This is a genomic window from Acinetobacter vivianii, assembly GCF_014635885.1.
Classification (GTDB): domain Bacteria; phylum Pseudomonadota; class Gammaproteobacteria; order Pseudomonadales; family Moraxellaceae; genus Acinetobacter; species Acinetobacter vivianii.
In genome coordinates, this window is the sequence record NZ_BMDR01000005.1 from 116,415 (window position 1) to 136,528 (window position 20,114).

15 protein-coding genes are annotated in these 20,114 nt (G+C 41.6%); 10 read left to right on the top strand and 5 right to left on the bottom strand.

The genetic code is table 11. The features are described 5' to 3' along the window. The first annotated feature begins 133 nt into the window (after positions 1 to 133). Positions 134 to 604 carry a hypothetical protein gene (locus IEV36_RS11580; protein ID WP_005256696.1) on the top strand — a complete coding sequence of 157 codons (471 nt, stop codon included), beginning with the start codon at positions 134 to 136 and terminating at the stop codon, positions 602 to 604. Between the two features lie 85 nt (positions 605 to 689). On the opposite strand, the gene IEV36_RS11585 is transcribed toward IEV36_RS11580, so the two are convergent. Both IEV36_RS11585 and metH read right to left on the bottom strand, forming a co-directional pair. Then, positions 690 to 1,256 (bottom strand): hypothetical protein, encoded by a 567-nt coding sequence (locus IEV36_RS11585; protein ID WP_005256698.1) that lies wholly within the window; start codon positions 1,254 to 1,256, stop codon positions 690 to 692. A gap of 193 nt (positions 1,257 to 1,449) precedes the next feature. Beyond that, the gene (metH, locus tag IEV36_RS11590) at positions 1,450 to 5,136 is read right to left on the bottom strand and encodes a methionine synthase (RefSeq protein ID WP_005256700.1); all 3,687 of its coding nucleotides are present in this window, start codon (positions 5,134 to 5,136) and stop codon (positions 1,450 to 1,452) included. Between the two features lie 437 nt (positions 5,137 to 5,573). Between metH and IEV36_RS11595 the strand changes: the two genes are divergently transcribed. After that, entirely contained in the window at positions 5,574 to 7,202 is a 1,629-nt protein-coding gene (locus IEV36_RS11595; RefSeq protein WP_005256701.1) for an inorganic phosphate transporter, read from the top strand. 492 nt (positions 7,203 to 7,694) lie between these two features. Here IEV36_RS11595 and IEV36_RS11600 read toward each other — a convergent pair whose 3' ends face one another. Both IEV36_RS11600 and radA read right to left on the bottom strand, forming a co-directional pair. Beyond that, positions 7,695 to 8,681, bottom strand: coding sequence for a Tim44 domain-containing protein (locus tag IEV36_RS11600; protein WP_005256703.1), 987 nt, complete (start codon positions 8,679 to 8,681; stop codon positions 7,695 to 7,697). Between the two features lie 98 nt (positions 8,682 to 8,779). Beyond that, positions 8,780 to 10,168, bottom strand: coding sequence for a DNA repair protein RadA (gene radA, locus IEV36_RS11605; RefSeq protein WP_005256705.1), 1,389 nt, complete (start codon positions 10,166 to 10,168; stop codon positions 8,780 to 8,782). Positions 10,169 to 10,517: 349 nt separating this feature from the next. On the opposite strand from radA, the gene IEV36_RS11610 reads away from it, so the two are divergent. From IEV36_RS11610 to dapF, 5 genes are all read left to right on the top strand, one after another. After that, positions 10,518 to 12,026: an alanine/glycine:cation symporter family protein gene (locus IEV36_RS11610; RefSeq protein WP_005256706.1), complete on the top strand. Its 1,509-nt coding sequence runs from the start codon at positions 10,518 to 10,520 to the stop codon at positions 12,024 to 12,026. 292 nt (positions 12,027 to 12,318) lie between these two features. After that, complete coding sequence (locus IEV36_RS11615) at positions 12,319 to 13,731, top strand: amino acid permease (protein WP_004771281.1); 1,413 nt, start codon at positions 12,319 to 12,321, stop codon at positions 13,729 to 13,731. Between the two features lie 143 nt (positions 13,732 to 13,874). After that, positions 13,875 to 14,096: an LPS translocon maturation chaperone LptM gene (gene lptM / locus IEV36_RS11620; protein ID WP_005256708.1), complete on the top strand. Its 222-nt coding sequence runs from the start codon at positions 13,875 to 13,877 to the stop codon at positions 14,094 to 14,096. Between the two features lie 40 nt (positions 14,097 to 14,136). Beyond that, positions 14,137 to 15,387, top strand: a complete 1,251-nt coding sequence (gene lysA / locus IEV36_RS11625; RefSeq protein WP_005256710.1) for a diaminopimelate decarboxylase — start codon at positions 14,137 to 14,139, stop codon at positions 15,385 to 15,387. A gap of 6 nt (positions 15,388 to 15,393) precedes the next feature. Further along, entirely contained in the window at positions 15,394 to 16,248 is an 855-nt protein-coding gene (gene dapF / locus IEV36_RS11630; RefSeq protein WP_005256711.1) for a diaminopimelate epimerase, read from the top strand. Between the two features lie 50 nt (positions 16,249 to 16,298). Here dapF and IEV36_RS11635 read toward each other — a convergent pair whose 3' ends face one another. Beyond that, complete coding sequence (locus IEV36_RS11635) at positions 16,299 to 16,910, bottom strand: LysE family translocator (protein WP_005256712.1); 612 nt, start codon at positions 16,908 to 16,910, stop codon at positions 16,299 to 16,301. Between the two features lie 158 nt (positions 16,911 to 17,068). Between IEV36_RS11635 and xerA the strand changes: the two genes are divergently transcribed. The 3 genes from xerA to IEV36_RS11650 all read left to right on the top strand — a co-directional run bounded on the left by xerA (position 17,069) and on the right by IEV36_RS11650 (position 20,097). Beyond that, positions 17,069 to 17,956: a site-specific tyrosine recombinase/integron integrase gene (xerA, locus tag IEV36_RS11640; RefSeq protein ID WP_171068014.1), complete on the top strand. Its 888-nt coding sequence runs from the start codon at positions 17,069 to 17,071 to the stop codon at positions 17,954 to 17,956. Positions 17,957 to 18,394: 438 nt separating this feature from the next. Then, positions 18,395 to 19,144, top strand: a complete 750-nt coding sequence (locus IEV36_RS11645) for an electron transfer flavoprotein subunit beta/FixA family protein (protein WP_004771287.1) — start codon at positions 18,395 to 18,397, stop codon at positions 19,142 to 19,144. A gap of 17 nt (positions 19,145 to 19,161) precedes the next feature. Then, positions 19,162 to 20,097 (top strand): FAD-binding protein, encoded by a 936-nt coding sequence (locus tag IEV36_RS11650; RefSeq protein ID WP_004771288.1) that lies wholly within the window; start codon positions 19,162 to 19,164, stop codon positions 20,095 to 20,097. The last annotated feature ends 17 nt before the right edge of the window (positions 20,098 to 20,114 follow it).

Genomic DNA, 20,114 nt, shown 5'->3' on the forward strand with positions numbered 1-20,114 from the left:
AGTGCGATGTTTTTCTGATGTGAGGTTGAAACATCGTATTAAATAATATCGTTGGATGAATTGTCGTTTGTGGGGCGTATTTACTTCGAATTTTATTTATACTGAGCCGATTAGTTTTTGAAGAATATCTAGAATGAAAAATAAAATATTGGGTTTAGCATTGATGTGTCTGGTTTCACAGCCACTGTTTGCAGCTCCATTTGCTCAACCTATTATTCAGGGAAAAACTTACAATAATTGGAAAGTTCCGCTACGTCTTTTAGGTAAACCGAAGAGTGTTATTAAAGGGAAAGTAGATGAATGTAATGGTGGTTATTTCCCAGATGAGTACGATTATGGCAGTTTTAAACTTCTAGACACGGGTATCATTAAAGAGGTTTATTTCAGTCATAACAACGAACTGCTATTTCATGGACAAAAGCTTCGTGGTGGAATAGATCAAAAACAGTTTATGCAACAATTCAAAAAATATGAACTGTGGGAAGACTCTGAAAACAAGAATATTGTTTATAGTGGGCTTGCTGAAAGTGGAAATGATTCAATAGAATTCGTCTTTAAAAATGGAAAACTTCTAAAATATAAATTGTTTTTTGATGATTGTTAATTTTTGAAGGTAGTTAGTATAAAAAACTAAGGGCTAAAATATAAATATTTTAGCCAATTTAAAAATTAGAAGCGTAGAGAGTAAACTAGATGGCGCTGATTTTTTTTAAAATAAATTGATAAATGTTCCCCCAAAAGATCATAAAAAGTCCTCCGCAACTCAACAATAAGAAGACAGCTATAGCTATATAGGAGACTTTGCTTTTAGCTTCATATAATTCCATGAGCTGGTGGTCTGCCAAAGTATGTTGAAATTGATTTTTGGTTACGGAGTCAACCCAAGTCATCTGTTTGATCATAAATTTGTCATTTATTTTTATAATATCTATTGTTTTGATGATTGATGAATTTTTTTGCTCATCTTTACAGATAGTTTCCAAATAATTAGAACAGTCAAAAAGATAAATTCTTTTTTGATTTTCAGTGATAAATATCGTATCCAACTTATTAAATTTTTTAATACTGAATTCATACTTCATGCGTTTATCTGTTTCCAGATGCTGATACGGCGTTACTTTAATTATCTTCTTTGGTGTGAGAAATTTATGAATCGTTAAAGTCAATATAAGAAGAAGAGGGACTAGGGCGCTAAAAGCGATGAGTGTTGCTAAGTTCTTTTTCTTTTTTTGATTTAATTTGAAGCTTATAGTCATTTAAAATGGAATGAAGATCAATTCTATGAATATTTAATTTTACTACAATCTCTTAAAATTTTAAAAACTAAGTTTTGATATAAAAAATTCCAAAAGTAATTTTATTAATGAGCTATAGATCTATTGGTGTCATAATCATTTTAATTTTTAATCAAAAAAATCCCCTCAATCGAGGGGATTTTTCTTTTATAAATTACACAATCGAATCATCTAAGTTCGGTGCTAACCAACGCTTCGCTTCATCCAGTGTCCAGCCCTTACGCTTGGCATAATCCTCAAGCTGATCCTGAGAAATCTTGCCCACGTTAAAGTATTCACTTTCAGGATGCGAATAATAGAAACCACTGACAGAAGAAGGTGGCATCATCGCAAAGTGTTCAGTCAACTTGGTACCGATCTTCGCTTCCGAACCTAACCAATCAAATAACACCGCTTTTTCAGAATGCTCTGGGCAAGCAGGGTAACCTGGTGCAGGACGAATACCCACATACTTTTCTTTGATCAATTCTTCATTGCCCAAAGTCTCATCGGCTTTATAGCCCCAGAACTCTTTACGGATACGCTCATGCAAATGTTCTGCGAAGGCTTCGGCAAAACGGTCTGCCAAAGACTGAACCAGAATGGCTGAGTAATCATCACCTTTGGCTTTATATTCATTTGCCAATTCTTCAGCACCAAAGATCGATACAGTGAAACCACCAAGATAATCAGTATTGTCTTTAGAAGTACTAATAAAGTCCGCTAAAGATAAATTCGGTTTGCCTGTGACTTTGTCGGATTGCTGACGAATATGCTCAAAGGTATGTGTAACTTTTTGACCCGCTTCATCAAACACGCTTACTGTATCCGCACCGGTACGTTGCGCAGGGTATAGGCCAAATACAGCACGTGCATCGAAACGGTTATTCTCGATAATGTCTTTCAACATCTCTTGTGCTTGGTTATATAAATCAGTGGCTGCTTCACCGACCACTTCATCTGTCAGGATTTTCGGGAATTTACCTGCCAAGCTCCAAGAGATAAAGAATGGTGTCCAGTCAAAGTACTCAACCAATGTCGCCAATGGATAATTGGTAATGACTTGCGTACCTAACGTATTTGGAATTGGTGGGACATAGTTGTCATCTACCTTGAAACCATTTTCAATCGATTCCGCATAGCTGAGTTTGGCTGCTTTCGGTTGCTTGTTGGCTAAACGTTCACGAATCTTGGCATATTCAGTACGATGTTCTGCAATAAAGTTGCCACGCATTTCTTTAGAGAGCAGGGTGGTTGCAACACCGACTGCACGCGAAGCATCAGCCACATAGATCACCGCATCATTTTGATACTGAGGATCAATCTTCACTGCAGTATGTGCTTTCGATGTAGTCGCGCCACCAATTAACAGTGGAATGTCAAAGCCTTTACGTTGCATTTCTTTGGCAACAAATACCATTTCATCCAAAGATGGAGTGATCAAACCAGACAAACCGATGATGTCACATTTCTCATCAATCGCGGTTTGCAGGATTTTTTCCGCAGGTACCATCACGCCAAGGTCAACGATGTCATAACCATTACAACCCAAGACCACACCCACGATATTTTTACCAATATCGTGTACGTCACCTTTAACAGTTGCCATCAACACTTTACCTTTGGACTGGCTACCTGTTTTTTCAGCTTCGATGTACGGATTCAGCCAAGCGACAGCTTGCTTCATCACACGCGCAGATTTCACCACTTGCGGCAAGAACATTTTACCTGAGCCGAACAAGTCACCGACTACGTTCATACCATCCATCAATGCACCTTCAATTACATCGAGTGGACGCTTGGCCTTTAAACGGGCTTCTTCGGTATCTTCATCAATATAAGTAGTGATACCTTTGACTAGGGCATATTCAAGACGCTTTTCAACAGATTCATTACGCCATTCAAGGTTTTCAGCTTCGCGTTGCGCACCACTATGACCACGGTATTTTTCAGCTACTTCAAGCAGTTTCTCTGTGGCATTTTGACCTGATTCACCTTGGTTCTGGTTTAGAACAACATCTTCAACGGCTTCTTTCAGTTCTTTTGGAATATCATCATAAATCGCCATTTGACCTGCGTTCACGATACCCATAGTCATGCCTTGCTTGATGGCATGGTACAAGAATACCGAGTGAATCGCTTCACGGACAGGCTCATTACCACGGAAGGAGAATGAAACGTTTGATACACCGCCCGAAATCATGGCATGTGGCAAGTTCTGTTTGATCCAGCCCGTAGCCTCAATAAAGTCGACGCCATAGTTGTTGTGTTCTTCAATCCCTGTTGCCACGGCAAATACGTTCGGGTCAAAAATAATATCTTCAGCAGGGAAGCCGACATCATTGACTAAAACATCATAAGAACGTTTACAGATTTCACGCTTACGTGCAGCGGTGTCTGCCTGACCTGCTTCATCAAAAGCCATGACAATAATCGCAGCACCATACTGGCGGCATAGGCGTGCTTTTTCGACAAACTCGTCATATCCTTCTTTTAAGGAAATCGAGTTGACGACAGGTTTACCTTGTACACACTTTAAGCCTGCTTCAATGATTTCCCATTTTGATGAGTCAATCATGATCGGCACGCGAGAGATATCAGGTTCAGAAGCAACAAGGTTTAAGAAATGCACCATCGCATTTTGCGAATCGAGCATCCCTTCATCCATGTTAATGTCGATAATTTGCGCACCCGCTTCAACTTGTTGCTGAGCTACTTCCAAAGCTTCAGCAAAGTTTTCTTCGCGAATGAGACGCAGGAACTTTTTTGAACCCGTCACGTTGGTACGTTCACCAACATTTACGAATAAGGAATTTTCATCAATATTAAAGGGTTCTAAACCACTTAAACGGCAAGCAGGAATAGTTTCAGGCACTTGGCGTGGCTGAATGTCTTTGACTGCATTGTAAATGGCACGAATATGGTCGGGTGTAGTACCACAGCAACCACCCGTAATGTTGATCAAACCGCTTTCAGCAAATTCTTTAATGAATGCTGCGGTTTGTTCTGGAGTTTCATCATATTCACCGAAGGCGTTCGGCAAGCCCGCATTCGGATGGGCTGAAATAAAGGTATCTGCAACATCAGCAATGGTTTTGATGTGTGGACGCATGGCATCTGCACCAAGGGCACAGTTAAAACCAATCGACAGTAAATCACCGTGACGAACCGAGTTCCAGAACGCTTCTGCGGTTTGACCCGTTAAAGTACGGCCTGATGCATCGGTGATGGTACCCGAAATCATCAATGGCAGTTCATGACCGATTTGCTTGAAGACTTCTTTCACTGCAAAAATCGCGGCCTTACAGTTCAAAGTATCAAATACGGTTTCGATCAACAGAATGTCTGCACCACCTTCGATCAGGGCATGCGCTGCCTCAATATAGTTTTCTTTTAATTCATCAAAGGTAATATTACGGAATGCTGGATCGTTGACATTTGGCGAGATTGAACAGGTACGCGATGTTGGGCCAAGGACACCTGCAACAAAACGAGGTTTATCTGGGGTTGAATACTTGTCACATGCGGCGCGAGCTAAACGCGCTGCTTCACGGTTGATCTCTGGCACGAGGTCTTCCATGTGATAGTCTGACATCGAAACGCGTGTGCCGTTAAAGCTGTTGGTTTCGATAATGTCTGCGCCTGCATCGAGATAGGCTTCATGAATGCCCTGAATAATTTGCGGCTGTGTTAATACCAATAGGTCATTATTGCCTTTCAGGTCTGATGCCCAATCTGCAAAACGTTCACCACGATAATCTTCTTCTTCTAATTTATGGCGTTGAATCATCGTTCCCATCGCACCATCAATAATCAGGATACGTTGGGCAAGAAGTGATTGTAGGGTGGCAAGCGTGGACATGAAGGAACCCCAGTAGCTGATGAAGATAAAAAGCAGGGGCATTGTAACAGAAGAGATGCTAATGCGCTTATTTTCAGCAAGCTAGAGTATGATTTATGGGGTCACATGAAAAATGTCATAAAAGCTTCATTAAGTTGTCATAATTGAACGGAATAATGCTTAAAAAGCCAACAACTTATTCGAAATATGACAAAAATATGTCATCTTTCGTAGCATTTGTTGCAAAATCAGACAAACAGTTTTGTTGTACTTTTAAGGTTTGTAATGCATTGTTTTTTCTTGATTAAAATTAAAAATGTGGTGAAATTATCGTAAAAAAACACAAAAAAACAGGGTAAAAATATGAAATTTTGGCTTTATGTGATAGTCCTTTGTCATATAATTGTCATAATTTAATTAAACAATACAGAGGATTTTATTATCCTCTCACCGTCTACATGAATTCTAATCTTCCTCCTGTTTCGGATTCACCGCTTGCCAGTTCTCAGGCAAAATCGACGAATGTACATGTACCAACACCGAAATTTTTTATGCCGGTGTTTTTGACAATTATTGTTGCAACACTTATCTATATCGGTTTTCAGTTAAGTGCTGATCTGGCACATGTACCGCCGTTAAGTTTATATTCAGTTATTCTTTTATCGACGGCACTTTTCATCGCTTTAGGCTTTGAATTTGTAAATGGTTTTCACGATACGGCAAATGCTGTAGCGACGGTTATTTATACCAATGCATTACCTGCGCCAGCAGCAGTCATGTGGGCTGGCTTCTGTAACTTCCTTGGGGTTATGGTTGCGAGCGGTGCGGTTGCATACGGTATTATTGCATTACTTCCTGTAGAAATGATTATGAATGTCGGCAGCGGCGCTGGCTTCGCGATGGTTTTTGCATTGTTAATCGCGGCGATTCTCTGGAATCTAGGCACGTGGTTCTTAGGAATTCCTGCATCAAGTTCACACACTTTAATCGGTTCGATTTTAGGTGTGGGCATCATGAATCATATCTTGAATGCGTCTGCTGGTGCGACCAGTAGCGGTATTGATATTGATCAAGTGATTAAGGTTGGTAAGGCTTTACTCTTCTCGCCATTGATTGGTTTTGCATTTGCAGCCGTTCTATTCTTGTTGGTGAAGAAAGTCTTTAAACGTCAAATGGAGCTGTTTCAGCCACCAGAAGGCAATAAGCCACCGCCACCAGTAATTCGTGCGATCCTGATTTTTACTTGTACAGGTGTAAGTTTTGCGCATGGTTCAAACGATGGTCAAAAAGGCATGGGCTTAATCATGTTGATCTTGATCGGTTTGGTTCCATTGGCTTACTCATTGAACAAAAATCTGGATGCACAACATTTACAGTCTTTTGAGCAACTTTCTGCCCAAACTGCTGTGGTTTTGAATGTTAATCAAAACGAACTGACAGATGAAAAAGCACGTGATGTATTAACCAAATATATCCAGACCAAAGAACAAACCGCTGAAGTTGTTCCTGCACTTGCAAGCATGACATCACATATTGGTACACGTGTTGCGGGCTATGGTGATCTTAAATTGATTCCAGAAGCGGCAGTCAGTGAAATCCGTAATGACATGTATTTAAGTACTACAACATTCAAACGTTTAGACAAAGCTGAAGCTTTACCAGCAATGGATCAAGATCAGGCGAAAGTTGTAAAAGAATACCGTAATAGCTTAGATTCATTCCTTCAATATATTCCGAACTGGGTTAAAGTTGCAGTAGCGCTTGCACTTGGTCTAGGGACTATGGTGGGCTGGAAACGTATTGTTGTGACTGTGGGTGAGCGTATTGGTAAGAACCATATGACTTACGGTCAGGGTATGTCTGCCGAGCTAGTTGCAATGAGTACCATTGCTGCGGCGGATGGTCTTGGTATGCCAGTGTCTACTACTCACGTTTTAAACAGTGCGGTAGCGGGTACCATGGTTGCGAATAAATCAGGTTTGAACTTTGCAACAGTGAAAACCATTCTTTCTGCATGGGTCTTCACTTTACCAGCAACGATTGCATTGTCTGGTGGTTTATACTGGTTATTCTTACAGTTTGTCTAATGATACTGAATCATTAGATTAGAATGAAATTTAAGGCTTTGCTTCGGCAAGGCCTTTTTTTATGGGTATTGATTAATAGTGCGGGCAGAGGCTATAGATTTGAGTGGATTTTAAGGCCCGCAGAGAGATTAATCTTAAAGCGTATTGTTGTGAGGTAGCATCAACTGTTTTAAAAGGCGTAGAAGCGATTTTAGGTAGATAATTGGCGCACTAAAAATATCACTACGATAGAGATGGTCTAGGCGAGATTTAAAATGCTTCTAATAAAAGGGCTTTCTTCCCCAAATGAGGAATATTTTTTAAAGATCTTATCCGTTAGTATCAATAGACAGACCGTGCTAGGTTGTGCTGTTTGTTATTCATAAGAACTCTATTTTTGTTGTTTTACACTCCGCCATTCTCTATAGAGAATGGCTTTTTTTAGCTTTGGTAAAAATAAAGCCCATAAAAAAAGAGCTATCGAAATAGCTCTTTTTTCATTTTATAAGACGATTAAGCTTGTTGAATACCTGCAACAACCCAATCTTGTTGTGAACCGGCAGGTTTTACAAAATGCCAGATTTCAGCAAAAGGTTGTGGCAAGCTGTTTAGATCTTCACTTACTGTACCTGTAAAGCGTACGCTCACGACATATTGACCATTTTCAGTTGTGCTTTCGACAACCATCGCATTGAGATTGCTAAATTCAGCAACGTCTTGATCTTGGTTTGCCATGATGTCGCTATGCATTGAACTATAAAGCTCAGGCGTTAAATAACGACGGATTTCTTCGACATTGCTTGCGCTGTTTACCGACTGAATATGGTTAAAACGTTGACGTGCAATGCGTAAGAATGCAGCAGGCTCAGTACCATCTGGTAATTGATTGCCACTGCTCATAGACGCGCCACCAAATGGTGCTTGAGGAGCCGCAGTACCACCCGCGACAGATTGACCAAAAATATTGGTGTTATCTGCTGTTTGACGTGGCGCTGCTTGAGGTGGAACCTGACGGCCAAAGTTATTTTGACCGCCATTGTTTGGAGCGTAAGGATTATTGGTTGCTAATTTTTTTTTTGCGCCCAATTTGCGGAACACAAAGAAGGCGATTGCAGCAGCGAGAAGCACCCAGATCCAGCCAGGAATGCCACCTTTTTCTTCCTGTTGCTGTTGAGCTTGCTGAGCAGCTTCTTGCTCAGTCGCTGTTGGGTTATGTTGCTTGTCATCCGCCAATGCATTGGCAGCTACAGCACCGACTGCTGCACCTGCAACACCCGCAGCAACCATAGAGCCCACACCTGGACCTGATCTTTGAGGCGCAGTTTGTTGTTGAGGCGCTGGAGCTGCTTGACGTGACGGCTGATAAGATTGGCTAGATGAACTAGATCTGCTCATACCATGGCTTTTACCGCCACCCGCACGTTTTGCTTCTGCAAGCGGTGCAGCGACCAAAGTTGCCATCAAAAGAGCTGCCATCAAGCCACGCTGGTGTACTTGCATCGAAAATTCCTATTTAAATTCAATTTGTAAATGTATTTATGAAGGTATTTACATAGAATTTCAACTAGAAAAGTATGTTTTTTTATGTCAGACGCTGATCATAGTTCATCGCTGAGCTGCATTGCTTCGGTTAAGGCCTCATGCAAACGTGCAACAGCAATGATTTGTACACCATCTATCGATTTTTGTGGTGCATTACCTCTTGGTAAAATCACATACTTAAAGCCATGTTTTGCAGCTTCTTTTAAGCGTTCCTGACCATTGGGTACAGGACGAATTTCCCCTGATAAACCCACCTCACCGAATACCGCAAGCTGCTGTGGTAACGCTTTACCGCGTAAACTGGAAGCACAGGCCAGTAATACCGCCAAGTCAGAACCGGTCTCGGTAATTTTCAAACCACCCACCACATTGACATACACATCTTGCCCAGAAGTTTGTACACCACCGTGTCGGTGCATGACGGCAAGTAGCATATTTAAGCGGTTCTGTTCGAGACCCAGTGCAACTCGACGCGGCTGCCCATGTGCATCATCGACCAAAGCCTGAACTTCAACCAGAAGTGGGCGAGTACCTTCACGGCTAATCATTACGATTGAACCTGGAATGGCTTCATCATAACGACTCAGGAAAATTGCGGATGGATTGGCTACTTCACGTAAGCCTTTATCGGTCATGCCGAACACGCCCAGTTCATTGACTGCACCAAAACGGTTCTTGACTGCACGGATCATACGGTAACGCGAGTCAGATTGGCCTTCAAAATAGAGCACACAATCGACCATATGTTCTAAAACACGTGGCCCAGCAAGTGCACCTTCTTTGGTTACATGACCAACAAGAAATAAGGCAGTGCCGCTATTTTTCGCAAAGCGTGTGAGCAAAGCTGCGGATTCTCGAATTTGCGACACGCCGCCTGGGGCCGACTGTAAGGTTTCGGTATACAGCGTCTGAATAGAATCCAGAATTGCAACAGCAGGGCGTTCTTGTGCCAGTACTTCGCAAATCCGTTCAACACAGGTTTCAGCCATGACTTTGAGCGAATCAGTGGGTAAATCAAGACGTTGTGCACGTAAGGCCACTTGAGACAATGATTCCTCGCCCGTGACATAGAGAGCAGAGCTTTTCTTACTGGCCATATGCGTTGCGGTCTGCAACAGGATGGTTGACTTACCAATACCCGGGTCACCACCAATCAATACGACTGAGCCTGTGACCAAGCCGCCACCCAATACCCGATCAAACTCACTAATACCAGTTTGCAAGCGAGTTTCGTGTGTAACCGAGATCTGGTTGAGGGTGGTGAGATTTGCTACTTGTCCCGCATAACCGCCGCCCATTTTAGGTTGACTACGATGCGTAACCACAGGTTCGACACGAATTTCTAACAGACTGTTCCATTCTCCACATTCAGAACATTGACCTGCCCATTTGGGGTGATCTGCGCCGCATTGTTCACAGCGATAAACCGATTTAATTTTTGCCATAAGATAAAATTGAAAAAATTCTTTAGATTAGTTAAAAAGAGTTAGGACGAAAATTTAATCAAGATGCTGAGTACTCTATGCATGGATAAAAAAGGAGACAGCACAGTTTCGTCATTCATGGGTTAAAGGGAACTGCTCAGGAAAATAACATGATATACAACTTTTACAAGCTATAGACGATGTGTTTTTAGCAACTTGTTTTTTTGTTCAATTCACTTTTCCCTTGAAGGGTTTAGGCAAATCGATTGCCTTTGTCTTGTGAAAGGCGTGGCATAGATATTGCTCATATTTAAATAAATGAAAATTTAGCAGTCGCTACTTTTTAAATAAATCATAAAGGTTGATATTTATGAGTGCAGCAGAAATTGTGGATTGGGCAAATAGTATTATCTGGAGTAAAGCCCTAATCTATTTGTGTTTAGGTGCAGGTTTATTTTTTTCTATTTTGACTCGATTTGTACAGGTGCGCCAAATTAAGGAAATGGCAAGGCTGTTAATTCATGGTTCATCTTCAGCGCAAGGGATTTCATCATTCCAAGCTTTATCTGTTTCTCTATCTGGGCGTGTCGGTGTAGGTAATATTGCAGGTGTGGCGGCCGCAATCGGATTTGGTGGGCCAGGTGCCGTCTTCTGGATGTGGTTGGTCGCATTTCTAGGTGCAAGTACTGCCTATGTTGAGTCAACACTCGGTCAAATTTACAAGGTGGAGTATCAGGGTGAATATCGTGGTGGACCCGCTTTTTATTTTGACCGAGGCCTTGGACAGCGCTGGTTAGGGATTTTGTTTGCTGTTGCAGCGATTATTTCCTGCGGTCTGTTTTTACCGGGGATTCAGGCCAATGCAGTCGGGAATGCCTTTACTCAGGTCACGGGTGAAGGCGCGATCGTATTTGGTAATATCGGCGCATATAAGTTATTGGCACTGGTTGTGATCGTAACCTTATTGGCGATCATTATTTTTGGAGGCATTAAGCGGATTGCTCGTTTTGCCGAGTTGGTCGTACCTTTTATGGCAGCAGGTTATATCCTGATGGCTGTCATTATTGTCGCGATGAATATTCAAGAATTACCAGGTGTCATTAAACTGATTTTCGAAGATGCTTTTTCTCCAATGGCAGGTGTAGGTGCCGCGATTGGCTGGGGTGTGAAACGTGGTATTTATTCCAATGAGGCAGGACAGGGTACAGGGCCACACGCAGCAGCAGCGGCAGAAGTTCAGCACCCTGCACAGCAAGGTTTTGTGCAATCATTTTCGATTTATGTAGATACCTTATTCGTGTGTTCTGCCACTGCTTTTATGATTTTAATTACAGGCACGTATAACGTACAAGGCACTCTAGAGGCAGGCCAGTTTATTGTGCAGAATGTTGCACCAGCTACTGAAATCGGTTCACCAGCCTTTACACAAATGGCGGTTAGTACGGTCTTTGGGGGCTTTGGACAGATTTTTGTGGCTTTAGCTGTGTTTTTCTTCGCTTTTACGACCATCGTGGCGTATTACTATATTGCTGAAACTAACATTACTTATCTGAGCTATATCACCAAGACACCGTCATTATTATTCATCACCAAATGCTTCATTATGATTTCTGTGGCTTATGGTGTGGTCAGTGCGACTGGTTATATCTGGGGCATTGGTGATCTTGGCGTTGGCTTGATGGCATGGATCAATATCATTGGTATTATTGTCACTTATTTTATCTGGAAGCCAACCATCAAAGCGCTGAAAGATTATGAAGAACAACAAAAAGCTGGAGTTAAGGAGTTTATATTTGATCCAGTTAAGTTGGGCATCCGCAATGCGACATTCTGGGAAGAGCGTCTCAAAAACCAACAGAAGTCATCATCTAATGATTGAAATATAAATTAATATTTTTCTCTTATAAAAGAAGTGGCCGCGATAGCCGCTTCTTTTTATGCACCGTTGTTTTCGAGATGACCAAGTTGCCCTCACAAGTTCATTGTATTGTTTTGGCCTTGTGCGTATGATCGAATTCAATTGTATTTAACTTGACAAATACAGGTAAAAAATTGCTTAGCTAAAGTCAGCCAAATTATAGATAACGAGAAAAGATACCGAAAATAGTACGAATCGTTATTGAGAGCGGACTTTGGTTAATGAACTAAAAACACTGGAGAGTTTTTGCAAAATGTCGAATCAAAATCTGAGTGAGGCTGCTGAGCAAAGCGGACTTCACCGTAGTCTATCTAATCGACATCTACAGTTGATTGCGATTGGCGGTGCAATCGGAACAGGGCTGTTCATGGGGTCGGGTAAAACGATTAGTTTAGCTGGACCATCTATTCTGTTTATTTATATGACCATTGGTTTGATGGTGTTCTTCGTAATGCGTGCATTAGGGGAACTGTTACTATCTAACCTGAACTACAAATCTTTTATCGATTTATCGACGGATTTAATTGGCCCGTGGGCAGGTTATTTTGTCGGTTGGACTTACTGGCTCTGTTGGGTCACGATTGGTATCGCAGATTTATCTGCCATTATTTACTATCTGGAATTCTTTAATGGTGGGGAGTCCTTCACGCCATTAGGTGGTTTACTGATTAGTACCGTCGCGATCATGTTTGTCTTAGGCCTGAACTTGGTGACCGTAAAATTATTCGGTGAAATGGAGTTCTGGTTTGCGATGGTGAAGATCACAGCGATTATTGTCTTGATCGCAGTCGGTCTTTGGATGATCTTTACTGGGTTTACCAATGCTTCTGGTACAGTTGCAAGTGTTTCGAATCTCTGGACACATGGTGGGATGTTCCCGAAAGGTCTTGATGGCTTTTTAGCTGGCTTCCAGATTGCCATTTTCGCCTTTGTTGGTGTGGAATTGGTGGGTACAACCGCTGCTGAAACTCAGGATCCTAAACGTAACTTGCCAAAAGCAATTAACTCGATTCCAATCCGTATCATCATTTTCTATGTATTGGCATTATTTGTAGTGATGTGTGTAACTCCTTGGGATCAGATCAATCCTAAAGTTAGCCCATTCGTTAACATCTTCTCACAAGCGGGTATTGCATCAGCTGCGATTATCATGAACTTGGTGGTGTTATCTTCGGTGATGTCATCCATGAACAGTGGTGTCTTCTCGACTAGCCGTATGTTGTTTGGTCTATCTACAGATCAACAGGCACCGAAGTTGTTTGGAAAACTGTCTAAATCTGCTGTTCCTTCAAAAGCATTGATTTTCTCGTCAATCTGTATCTTTATCGGTGCATTCGTACAGTTTGTTTATAAATTACAAACAGGGACGAACGATGAAGTAACGGCATTTACGCTTGCAACAACGCTCTCAACGATTCTGTTCATCTGTGTATGGATCATTATTATGTGGAGTTATATTAACTACCGTAAAAATCGTCCAGAGTTGCATGCACAATCAAGCTTTAAACTTCCTGGTGGCGTGTTCACATGCTGGGTCGTGATTTTATTCTTCCTTGCAACGATCTACTTCCTTGCATTGGATGAAACCACATTAGAATCACTCAAAGTGAGCCCGATCTGGTTTGTCATTCTGGCAATTGGTTATTTCTTCTATAAGAAAAAATAAGCAAGCACTGGACTGAATACTCAAAACGTCGACCTTAAAGTCGGCGTTTTTTTATGGTTATTGCCTGATTCAATCAAGTTTAGACTTTAGCCAATCAAATGATCACGCTATACTGCTCCGAATTGTAAAAGTTAGGTGCTCAGATGCTTAAAGCCATTTGTTCTATCAGTTTATTATTAAGCAGTGTTGTTTTAACTGCCTGTGGCCAGACGGGTGAATTACATTTACCATCTGATCCAAACCAAGACAAACGCGCAAAATATTTGCTTTATAAAAATGAAGCATCTCAGGCTAAAACTTCATTTGTTGTAAGCAAAGATGAAGTCGAAGAGGCAGGTCAGGCAACATCATCCACGACGCAATAACAAACCATCTCACCTTAAGTTTGTAAATAAGGACATCTTCATGAGTTTCACTCGCATTAATGGAGTATTGCATGCTGAGCAATGTTCACTCGATCAGCTCGCACAGCAATATGGCACGCCTTTATATGTTTATTCAAAAGCAACTTTTGAAAAGCATTATTTGGATATGCACCGTGCTTTTGATTTTATTGATCATCAAATCTGTTTTGCAGTGAAGTCAAACTCAAATCTGGCTGTTCTTAATGTATTGGCAAAAGTGGGCGCAGGTTTTGACATTGTTACAGGTGGCGAATTGGCGCGTGTACTGGCAGCCGGTGGTGAACCTTCAAAAATCGTATTCTCTGGTTTGGGTAAATCTGAAGCAGATATCGAAAAAGCTTTAAATGTTGGCATTGCCTGTTTCAATGTGGAGTCACATGCCGAGCTGGATCGTATTCAGAAAGTGGCAGCAAAACTAGGAAAGAAAGCACCGATTTCTTTACGTGTAAATCCTGATGTTGATGCCAATACACATCCTTATATCTCAACTGGCTTGAAAGAAAATAAGTTTGGTATCCCAAGCGATACGGTGAATGAAACTTACCAATATGCCGCGTCATTGCCGAATCTTGAGATTATTGGGATCGATTGCCATATTGGTTCACAGTTGACGGAAACCAAACCCTTTGTCGATGCGCTTGATCGTGTCATTTTAATGATTGAGCAGTTGAAAAGTCTGGGGATTAACCTCAAACATATTGATATCGGTGGTGGTTTGGGCGTGCGTTATAAAGATGAAACGCCGCCAAGTGTTGAAGAATATGCCAATGCGATACGTCCAGCTTTAGAGAAGCTGGGTTTGAAAGTGTATATGGAACCAGGCCGTAGTATTTCTGCCAATGCTGGTGCATTATTAACGAAAGTTGATCTATTAAAACCGACCAACCATCGTAACTTTGCCATTATTGATGCAGCAATGAATGACTTAATTCGTCCTGCGCTTTATGAAGCGTGGATGGATATCCAATCGGTGAATCCAAGTGCTGATGTTGAAGTGAAAACATGGGATTTGGTCGGTGCGATCTGTGAAACAGGTGATTTCTTGGGTAAAGAGCGTGACTTGGCGCTTCAGGAAAATGATGTGTTGGCAGTACTCGGTGCTGGTGCATACGGTTTTGTAATGAGCTCTAATTATAATACCCGTGGTCGAGCTGCTGAAGTTATGGTCAGTGGTGATCAAGCCTATTTAATTCGTGAGCGTGAAACCATAGAATCACTCTGGGAAAAAGAGCGTTTATTGCCTGAGGAATAAGTAGAGATGTATTTAGAATTTACCAAAATGCATGGTTTGGGCAATGATTTTATGGTCGTTGACCTCGTTACCCAGCGAGCTTATTTAGATACGGTCACGATTCAGCGTTTGGCAGATCGTCATTTTGGGGTGGGTTTTGATCAGCTATTGATTGTTGAACCACCAGATTTACCTGATGTTGATTTTAAATATCGAATTTTCAATGCCGATGGCTCTGAAGTAGAGCAGTGCGGTAATGGTGTACGTTGTTTTGCCCGTTTTGTACATGAGCGTCAACTGACCACTAAAACCAAAATCCGTGTGCAAACCAAAGCGGGGATTGTTGAACCTGAATTGGGAGCTAACGGTTGGGTACGCGTGAATATGGGGCAACCGAAGTTTCTTCCAGAAGAAATTCCGTTTGTGACTCACGAGCATGAAGATATTGAAGGCTTATATGCATTGGCACTTGCTGACAATCAAAGCATTAATATTGATGTAGTGAACATGGGAAATCCGCATGCGGTGACCATCGTTCCTGATGTATTAACGGCAGATGTAGAACGTATGGGCCCACAAGTGGAATCGCATACCCGTTTCCCTGCACGTGTCAATGCTGGGTTTATGCAGATACTTGATGAAAAGCATATTCGTTTACGTGTGTATGAACGTGGCGTTGGCGAGACTTTAGCTTGTGGCACAGGTGCTTGCGCTGCCGCGGTGAGTGGTATGCGCCGTGGCTTACTTGCCAATGAAGTTGAAGTTCAGCTTGCGGGTGGTAAATTACACATTGCTTGGCGTGAAGGTGATGTGGTGTGGATGACAGGGCCAACAACTCATGTCTATGATGCACGTCTGGATTTAAGATATTTCCAAGGCTGATGATCTAAGATTTAAAAAAGCGCGTTTTAATCAACGCGCTTTTTTATACTTTATCGTTTGCTGAATGCCAGCTTGAGAGCAAACAGAATAAAAATACTGCCAGTGATACGATCCATATATTTAATGAATTTTGGTCGTTTTAAATAGCCAGAAATGGATTGCATTGCAGTGATCAGGAAAATAGACCAGATCAGTCCAATTACCACATGAATCATCACCAAGCCCATGGTCCAGATGATTGGAGATGAGGACTGCGGGATAAATTGGGGTAAGAAGGAAATATAAAAAATACCAACTTTAGGATTCAGTAAATTGCCCCAAAAGCCTTTGATGAACCAGTTCTGCGTTACGGTTGTTTCATTGATATCGGCAAGTTGGGTGCGTGGTTTTAACAGCAGATTTAAACCTAACCACGTCAGATAAATTGCGCCCATCCATTTTAAAAGATTAAAGGCAATATCTGAGGTCATTAATAAGGCACCTAAGCCACAAGCCACGATGATTCCCCAAACAATACAACCTAGATTAATACCCAAAGCCGCTTGAAAGGCTTTGGCTTTACCTTCAAGTGTTGCAGTACGGATAATCAGTGTTGTATCTAAACCTGGCGTCAGTGTAAGCAGGGTAATTGCAACAAGATAGGGAATAAGCATGGTTGTCATTGATCAAGCACCATTTAAAACTTGAAAATGATTGTAGTACAGTGCTAGGGATTGTTCGAGAAGGTTGTGGATGAATAGGAGGAAAAATTTGCTAGACTGTACTCAGCTTTATTTTCAGCATGGAGAGTCATTTGGAAACCCCTGCAAAACTACTGTCCATGTGGTTAAAAGAACGTATTATTCAAAATCAGTCGGAACATACCATTTCGGCCTATCAACGTGACTTAACTGATTTCTTTCATTTCTGCGAACAAAAGCAATTACAACTACAAGATATTGAAGCATCGGATTTGAGGGAATATCTGGCTGCCCGTGTTGAGCGGGATCAATTGAGCTCTAGCAGTCTACAGCGGCATTTGACATCTATTCGCCAATTTATGAAGTGGGCAGAGCAAGGGCAATATCTTGAGCAGAATCCATCTGAAGATTTTAAATTAAAGCGTCAACCGCGACCTTTACCGGGGATGATCGATATTGAGACGGTTCATCAAATTTTAGATCAGGCGGCCCCTGAAAAACCGATTGAGCTGCAATTGTGGTTACGCGATAAAGCAATGCTGGAACTATTATATTCAAGCGGTTTACGTCTGGCTGAATTGCAAGGCTTAACGATTAAGGATATTGATTTTAATCGGCAGCTATTACGCATCACGGGTAAAGGTAATAAAACCCGAATTGTTCCCTTTGGAAGCAAAGCTAAAGATAGTCTGGTTGAATGGTTAAAGGTCTATCGGATCTGGCAAGGTAACTTTAATGCTGACTCTGCAGTTTTTATCTCGCAACGTGGCAATGCCTTAACGCCACGTCAAATTGAAAATCGGGTCAAGTTGCAAGCGCAACGAGCGGGTGTCAATGTCGACCTGCATCCACATTTATTACGCCATTGTTTCGCCAGTCATATGCTTTCCGCCAGTGGGGATTTACGTTCTGTGCAGGAAATGTTGGGACATAGTAATCTTTCCACCACTCAGATCTATACCCATGTCGACTTTGAACAATTGGCAAAAGTGTACGACCAAACACATCCTCGGGCGCAAAAAAGCTAAATCCTGATATATTATGTTGCAAATTTGAGCGATTAATCGTCGTCTACTTTTCCAGTTTATTCCGTACATTTGTTGAATTGATGTTATTACTTAATTGCCAAGTTTTCTCGAAAGCGAAAAGGTGGGTAAGTTTGCAGGAAATGAACCGTTACAGATCATTTCAAACGTGATAAAAAATGCTGGTTTAGATCATTGAATTTTATAAAATATTAAAAAAATCAAAGTTTAATATTCATCATTTTGATGAGCTAAATAAATAGAATGAATCATTATTTTCATTTTGTGAACTGAGCGTTTCATCTTTTTTATGGCTGTAGCGGAAATTGTGACTTGACCGAAATGCCAAATACATTGCAAGATAGGGCACCTAAAAAGTTTCAATCGAAGAGTTAGAATACTCTTCATTACATTTACTTGCTTAGAACAGCCGAGGATTACATGAAGGCTCTTGTCGCTGTAAAACGTGTGGTTGATGCCAACGTTAAAGTTCGTGTTAAGCCGGACAATAGTGGGGTTGACCTTACCAACGTTAAGATGTCAATCAACCCATTCTGTGAAATCGCAGTGGAAGAAGCGGTTCGCTTAAAAGAAAAAGGAACAGTTTCTGAAATCGTTGTTGTTTCAGTGGGTGCTAAAGAAGCTCAAGAACAAATTCGTTCTGCAATGGCTCTAGGTGCTGACCGTGGTATTTTAGTTGAAACTGCTGATGAAGTTGGCGCTCTTGAAGTTGCTAAAATCTTGAAAGGCGTAGTTGATGCTGAAAAACCAGAACTTATTCTTCTTGGTAAACAAGCAATTGATGACGACTCTAACCAAGTAGGTCAGATGCTTGGTGCTTTACTTGGTGCAGGTCAAGGTACTTTCGCATCTGAAGTTAAAGTTGACGGTGGTAAAGTTCAGGTAACTCGTGAAATCGACGGTGGTTTACAAACTGTTGAGCTTGCACTTCCTGCAATCATCACAACTGACTTACGTTTGAATGAGCCACGTTATGCTGCTCTTCCAAACATCATGAAAGCGCGTAAAAAGCCACTTGATACTAAATCACCTGCTGATTATGGCGTTGCAACAGGTACTAAGCTTAAAACAATTAAAGTTGAAGCTCCTGCTGAACGTAAAGCTGGCGTACAAGTGAAGTCTGTAGACGAGCTTGTTGAAAAATTGAAAAACGAAGCGAAAGTGATCTAATACAGAAGGATAAAATCATGAGTATTTTAGTTATCGCTGATCACAACAACCAGACACTTAACGGTGCAACTTTAAACGTTGTTGCGGCAGCTCAAAAAATCGGTGGTGATATTACTGTATTAGTTGCTGGTTCTGGCGCTCAAGCAGTTGCAGATGCTGCTGCTAAAGTTGCTGGCGTGAGCAAAGTATTACTTGCTGACAATGCTGCTTATGCAAACCAATTGGCTGAAAACGTTGCTGGCTTAGTTGCTGACATCGCGAAAGGCGGCTACAAATACGTATTAGCTGCGTCTACAACGACTGGTAAGAATATTCTTCCACGCGTTGCTGCACTTCTTGACGTAAGCATGATTTCAGACATCATTGCTGTTGAATCTGCAAATACATTCAAGCGTCCTATCTATGCGGGTAACGCGATTGCAACTGTTCAATCTGACGAAGCAATCATCGTTGGTACAGTTCGTGGTACAGCATTTGATGCAGTTGCTGCTGAAGGCGGTTCTGCTGCGGTTGAAGCTGTTGCTGAAGCAAAAGACGCTGGTATTTCTACGTTTGTAAACGAAGAAATCGTGAAACTTGATCGTCCAGAATTAACTGCTGCACGTATCGTTGTTTCTGGTGGTCGTGGTGTAGGTTCTGGTGAGAACTATCACAAAGTCCTTGATCCATTGGCGGACAAGCTTGGTGCTGCTCAAGGTGCTTCACGTGCTGCAGTAGATGCTGGCTTCGTACCAAACGACTTCCAAGTTGGTCAAACTGGTAAAATCGTTGCGCCTGATCTTTATATGGCAATTGGTATCTCAGGTGCGATTCAGCACTTGGCAGGTATGAAAGATTCTAAAGTTATTGTTGCAATCAACAAAGACGAAGAAGCGCCAATCAACAGCGTTGCTGACTACTGGTTAGTTGGTGATTTGAACACTGTTGTTCCAGAATTGGTAAGCAAACTGTAATTTACAGTCTGCCACTT

What these genes read in the sequence shown, in the direction of transcription:
- IEV36_RS11580 (WP_005256696.1), top strand. Translation starts at nt 134, where the DNA reads ATGAAAAATAAAATATTGGGTTTAGCATTGATGTGTCTGGTTTCACAG.
- IEV36_RS11585 (WP_005256698.1), bottom strand. Translation starts at nt 1,256, where the DNA reads ATGACTATAAGCTTCAAATTAAATCAAAAAAAGAAAAAGAACTTAGCA.
- metH (WP_005256700.1), bottom strand. Translation starts at nt 5,136, where the DNA reads ATGTCCACGCTTGCCACCCTACAATCACTTCTTGCCCAACGTATCCTG.
- IEV36_RS11595 (WP_005256701.1), top strand. Translation starts at nt 5,574, where the DNA reads ATGAATTCTAATCTTCCTCCTGTTTCGGATTCACCGCTTGCCAGTTCT.
- IEV36_RS11600 (WP_005256703.1), bottom strand. Translation starts at nt 8,681, where the DNA reads ATGCAAGTACACCAGCGTGGCTTGATGGCAGCTCTTTTGATGGCAACT.
- radA (WP_005256705.1), bottom strand. Translation starts at nt 10,168, where the DNA reads ATGGCAAAAATTAAATCGGTTTATCGCTGTGAACAATGCGGCGCAGAT.
- IEV36_RS11610 (WP_005256706.1), top strand. Translation starts at nt 10,518, where the DNA reads ATGAGTGCAGCAGAAATTGTGGATTGGGCAAATAGTATTATCTGGAGT.
- IEV36_RS11615 (WP_004771281.1), top strand. Translation starts at nt 12,319, where the DNA reads ATGTCGAATCAAAATCTGAGTGAGGCTGCTGAGCAAAGCGGACTTCAC.
- lptM (WP_005256708.1), top strand. Translation starts at nt 13,875, where the DNA reads ATGCTTAAAGCCATTTGTTCTATCAGTTTATTATTAAGCAGTGTTGTT.
- lysA (WP_005256710.1), top strand. Translation starts at nt 14,137, where the DNA reads ATGAGTTTCACTCGCATTAATGGAGTATTGCATGCTGAGCAATGTTCA.
- dapF (WP_005256711.1), top strand. Translation starts at nt 15,394, where the DNA reads ATGTATTTAGAATTTACCAAAATGCATGGTTTGGGCAATGATTTTATG.
- IEV36_RS11635 (WP_005256712.1), bottom strand. Translation starts at nt 16,910, where the DNA reads ATGACAACCATGCTTATTCCCTATCTTGTTGCAATTACCCTGCTTACA.
- xerA (WP_171068014.1), top strand. Translation starts at nt 17,069, where the DNA reads ATGTGGTTAAAAGAACGTATTATTCAAAATCAGTCGGAACATACCATT.
- IEV36_RS11645 (WP_004771287.1), top strand. Translation starts at nt 18,395, where the DNA reads ATGAAGGCTCTTGTCGCTGTAAAACGTGTGGTTGATGCCAACGTTAAA.
- IEV36_RS11650 (WP_004771288.1), top strand. Translation starts at nt 19,162, where the DNA reads ATGAGTATTTTAGTTATCGCTGATCACAACAACCAGACACTTAACGGT.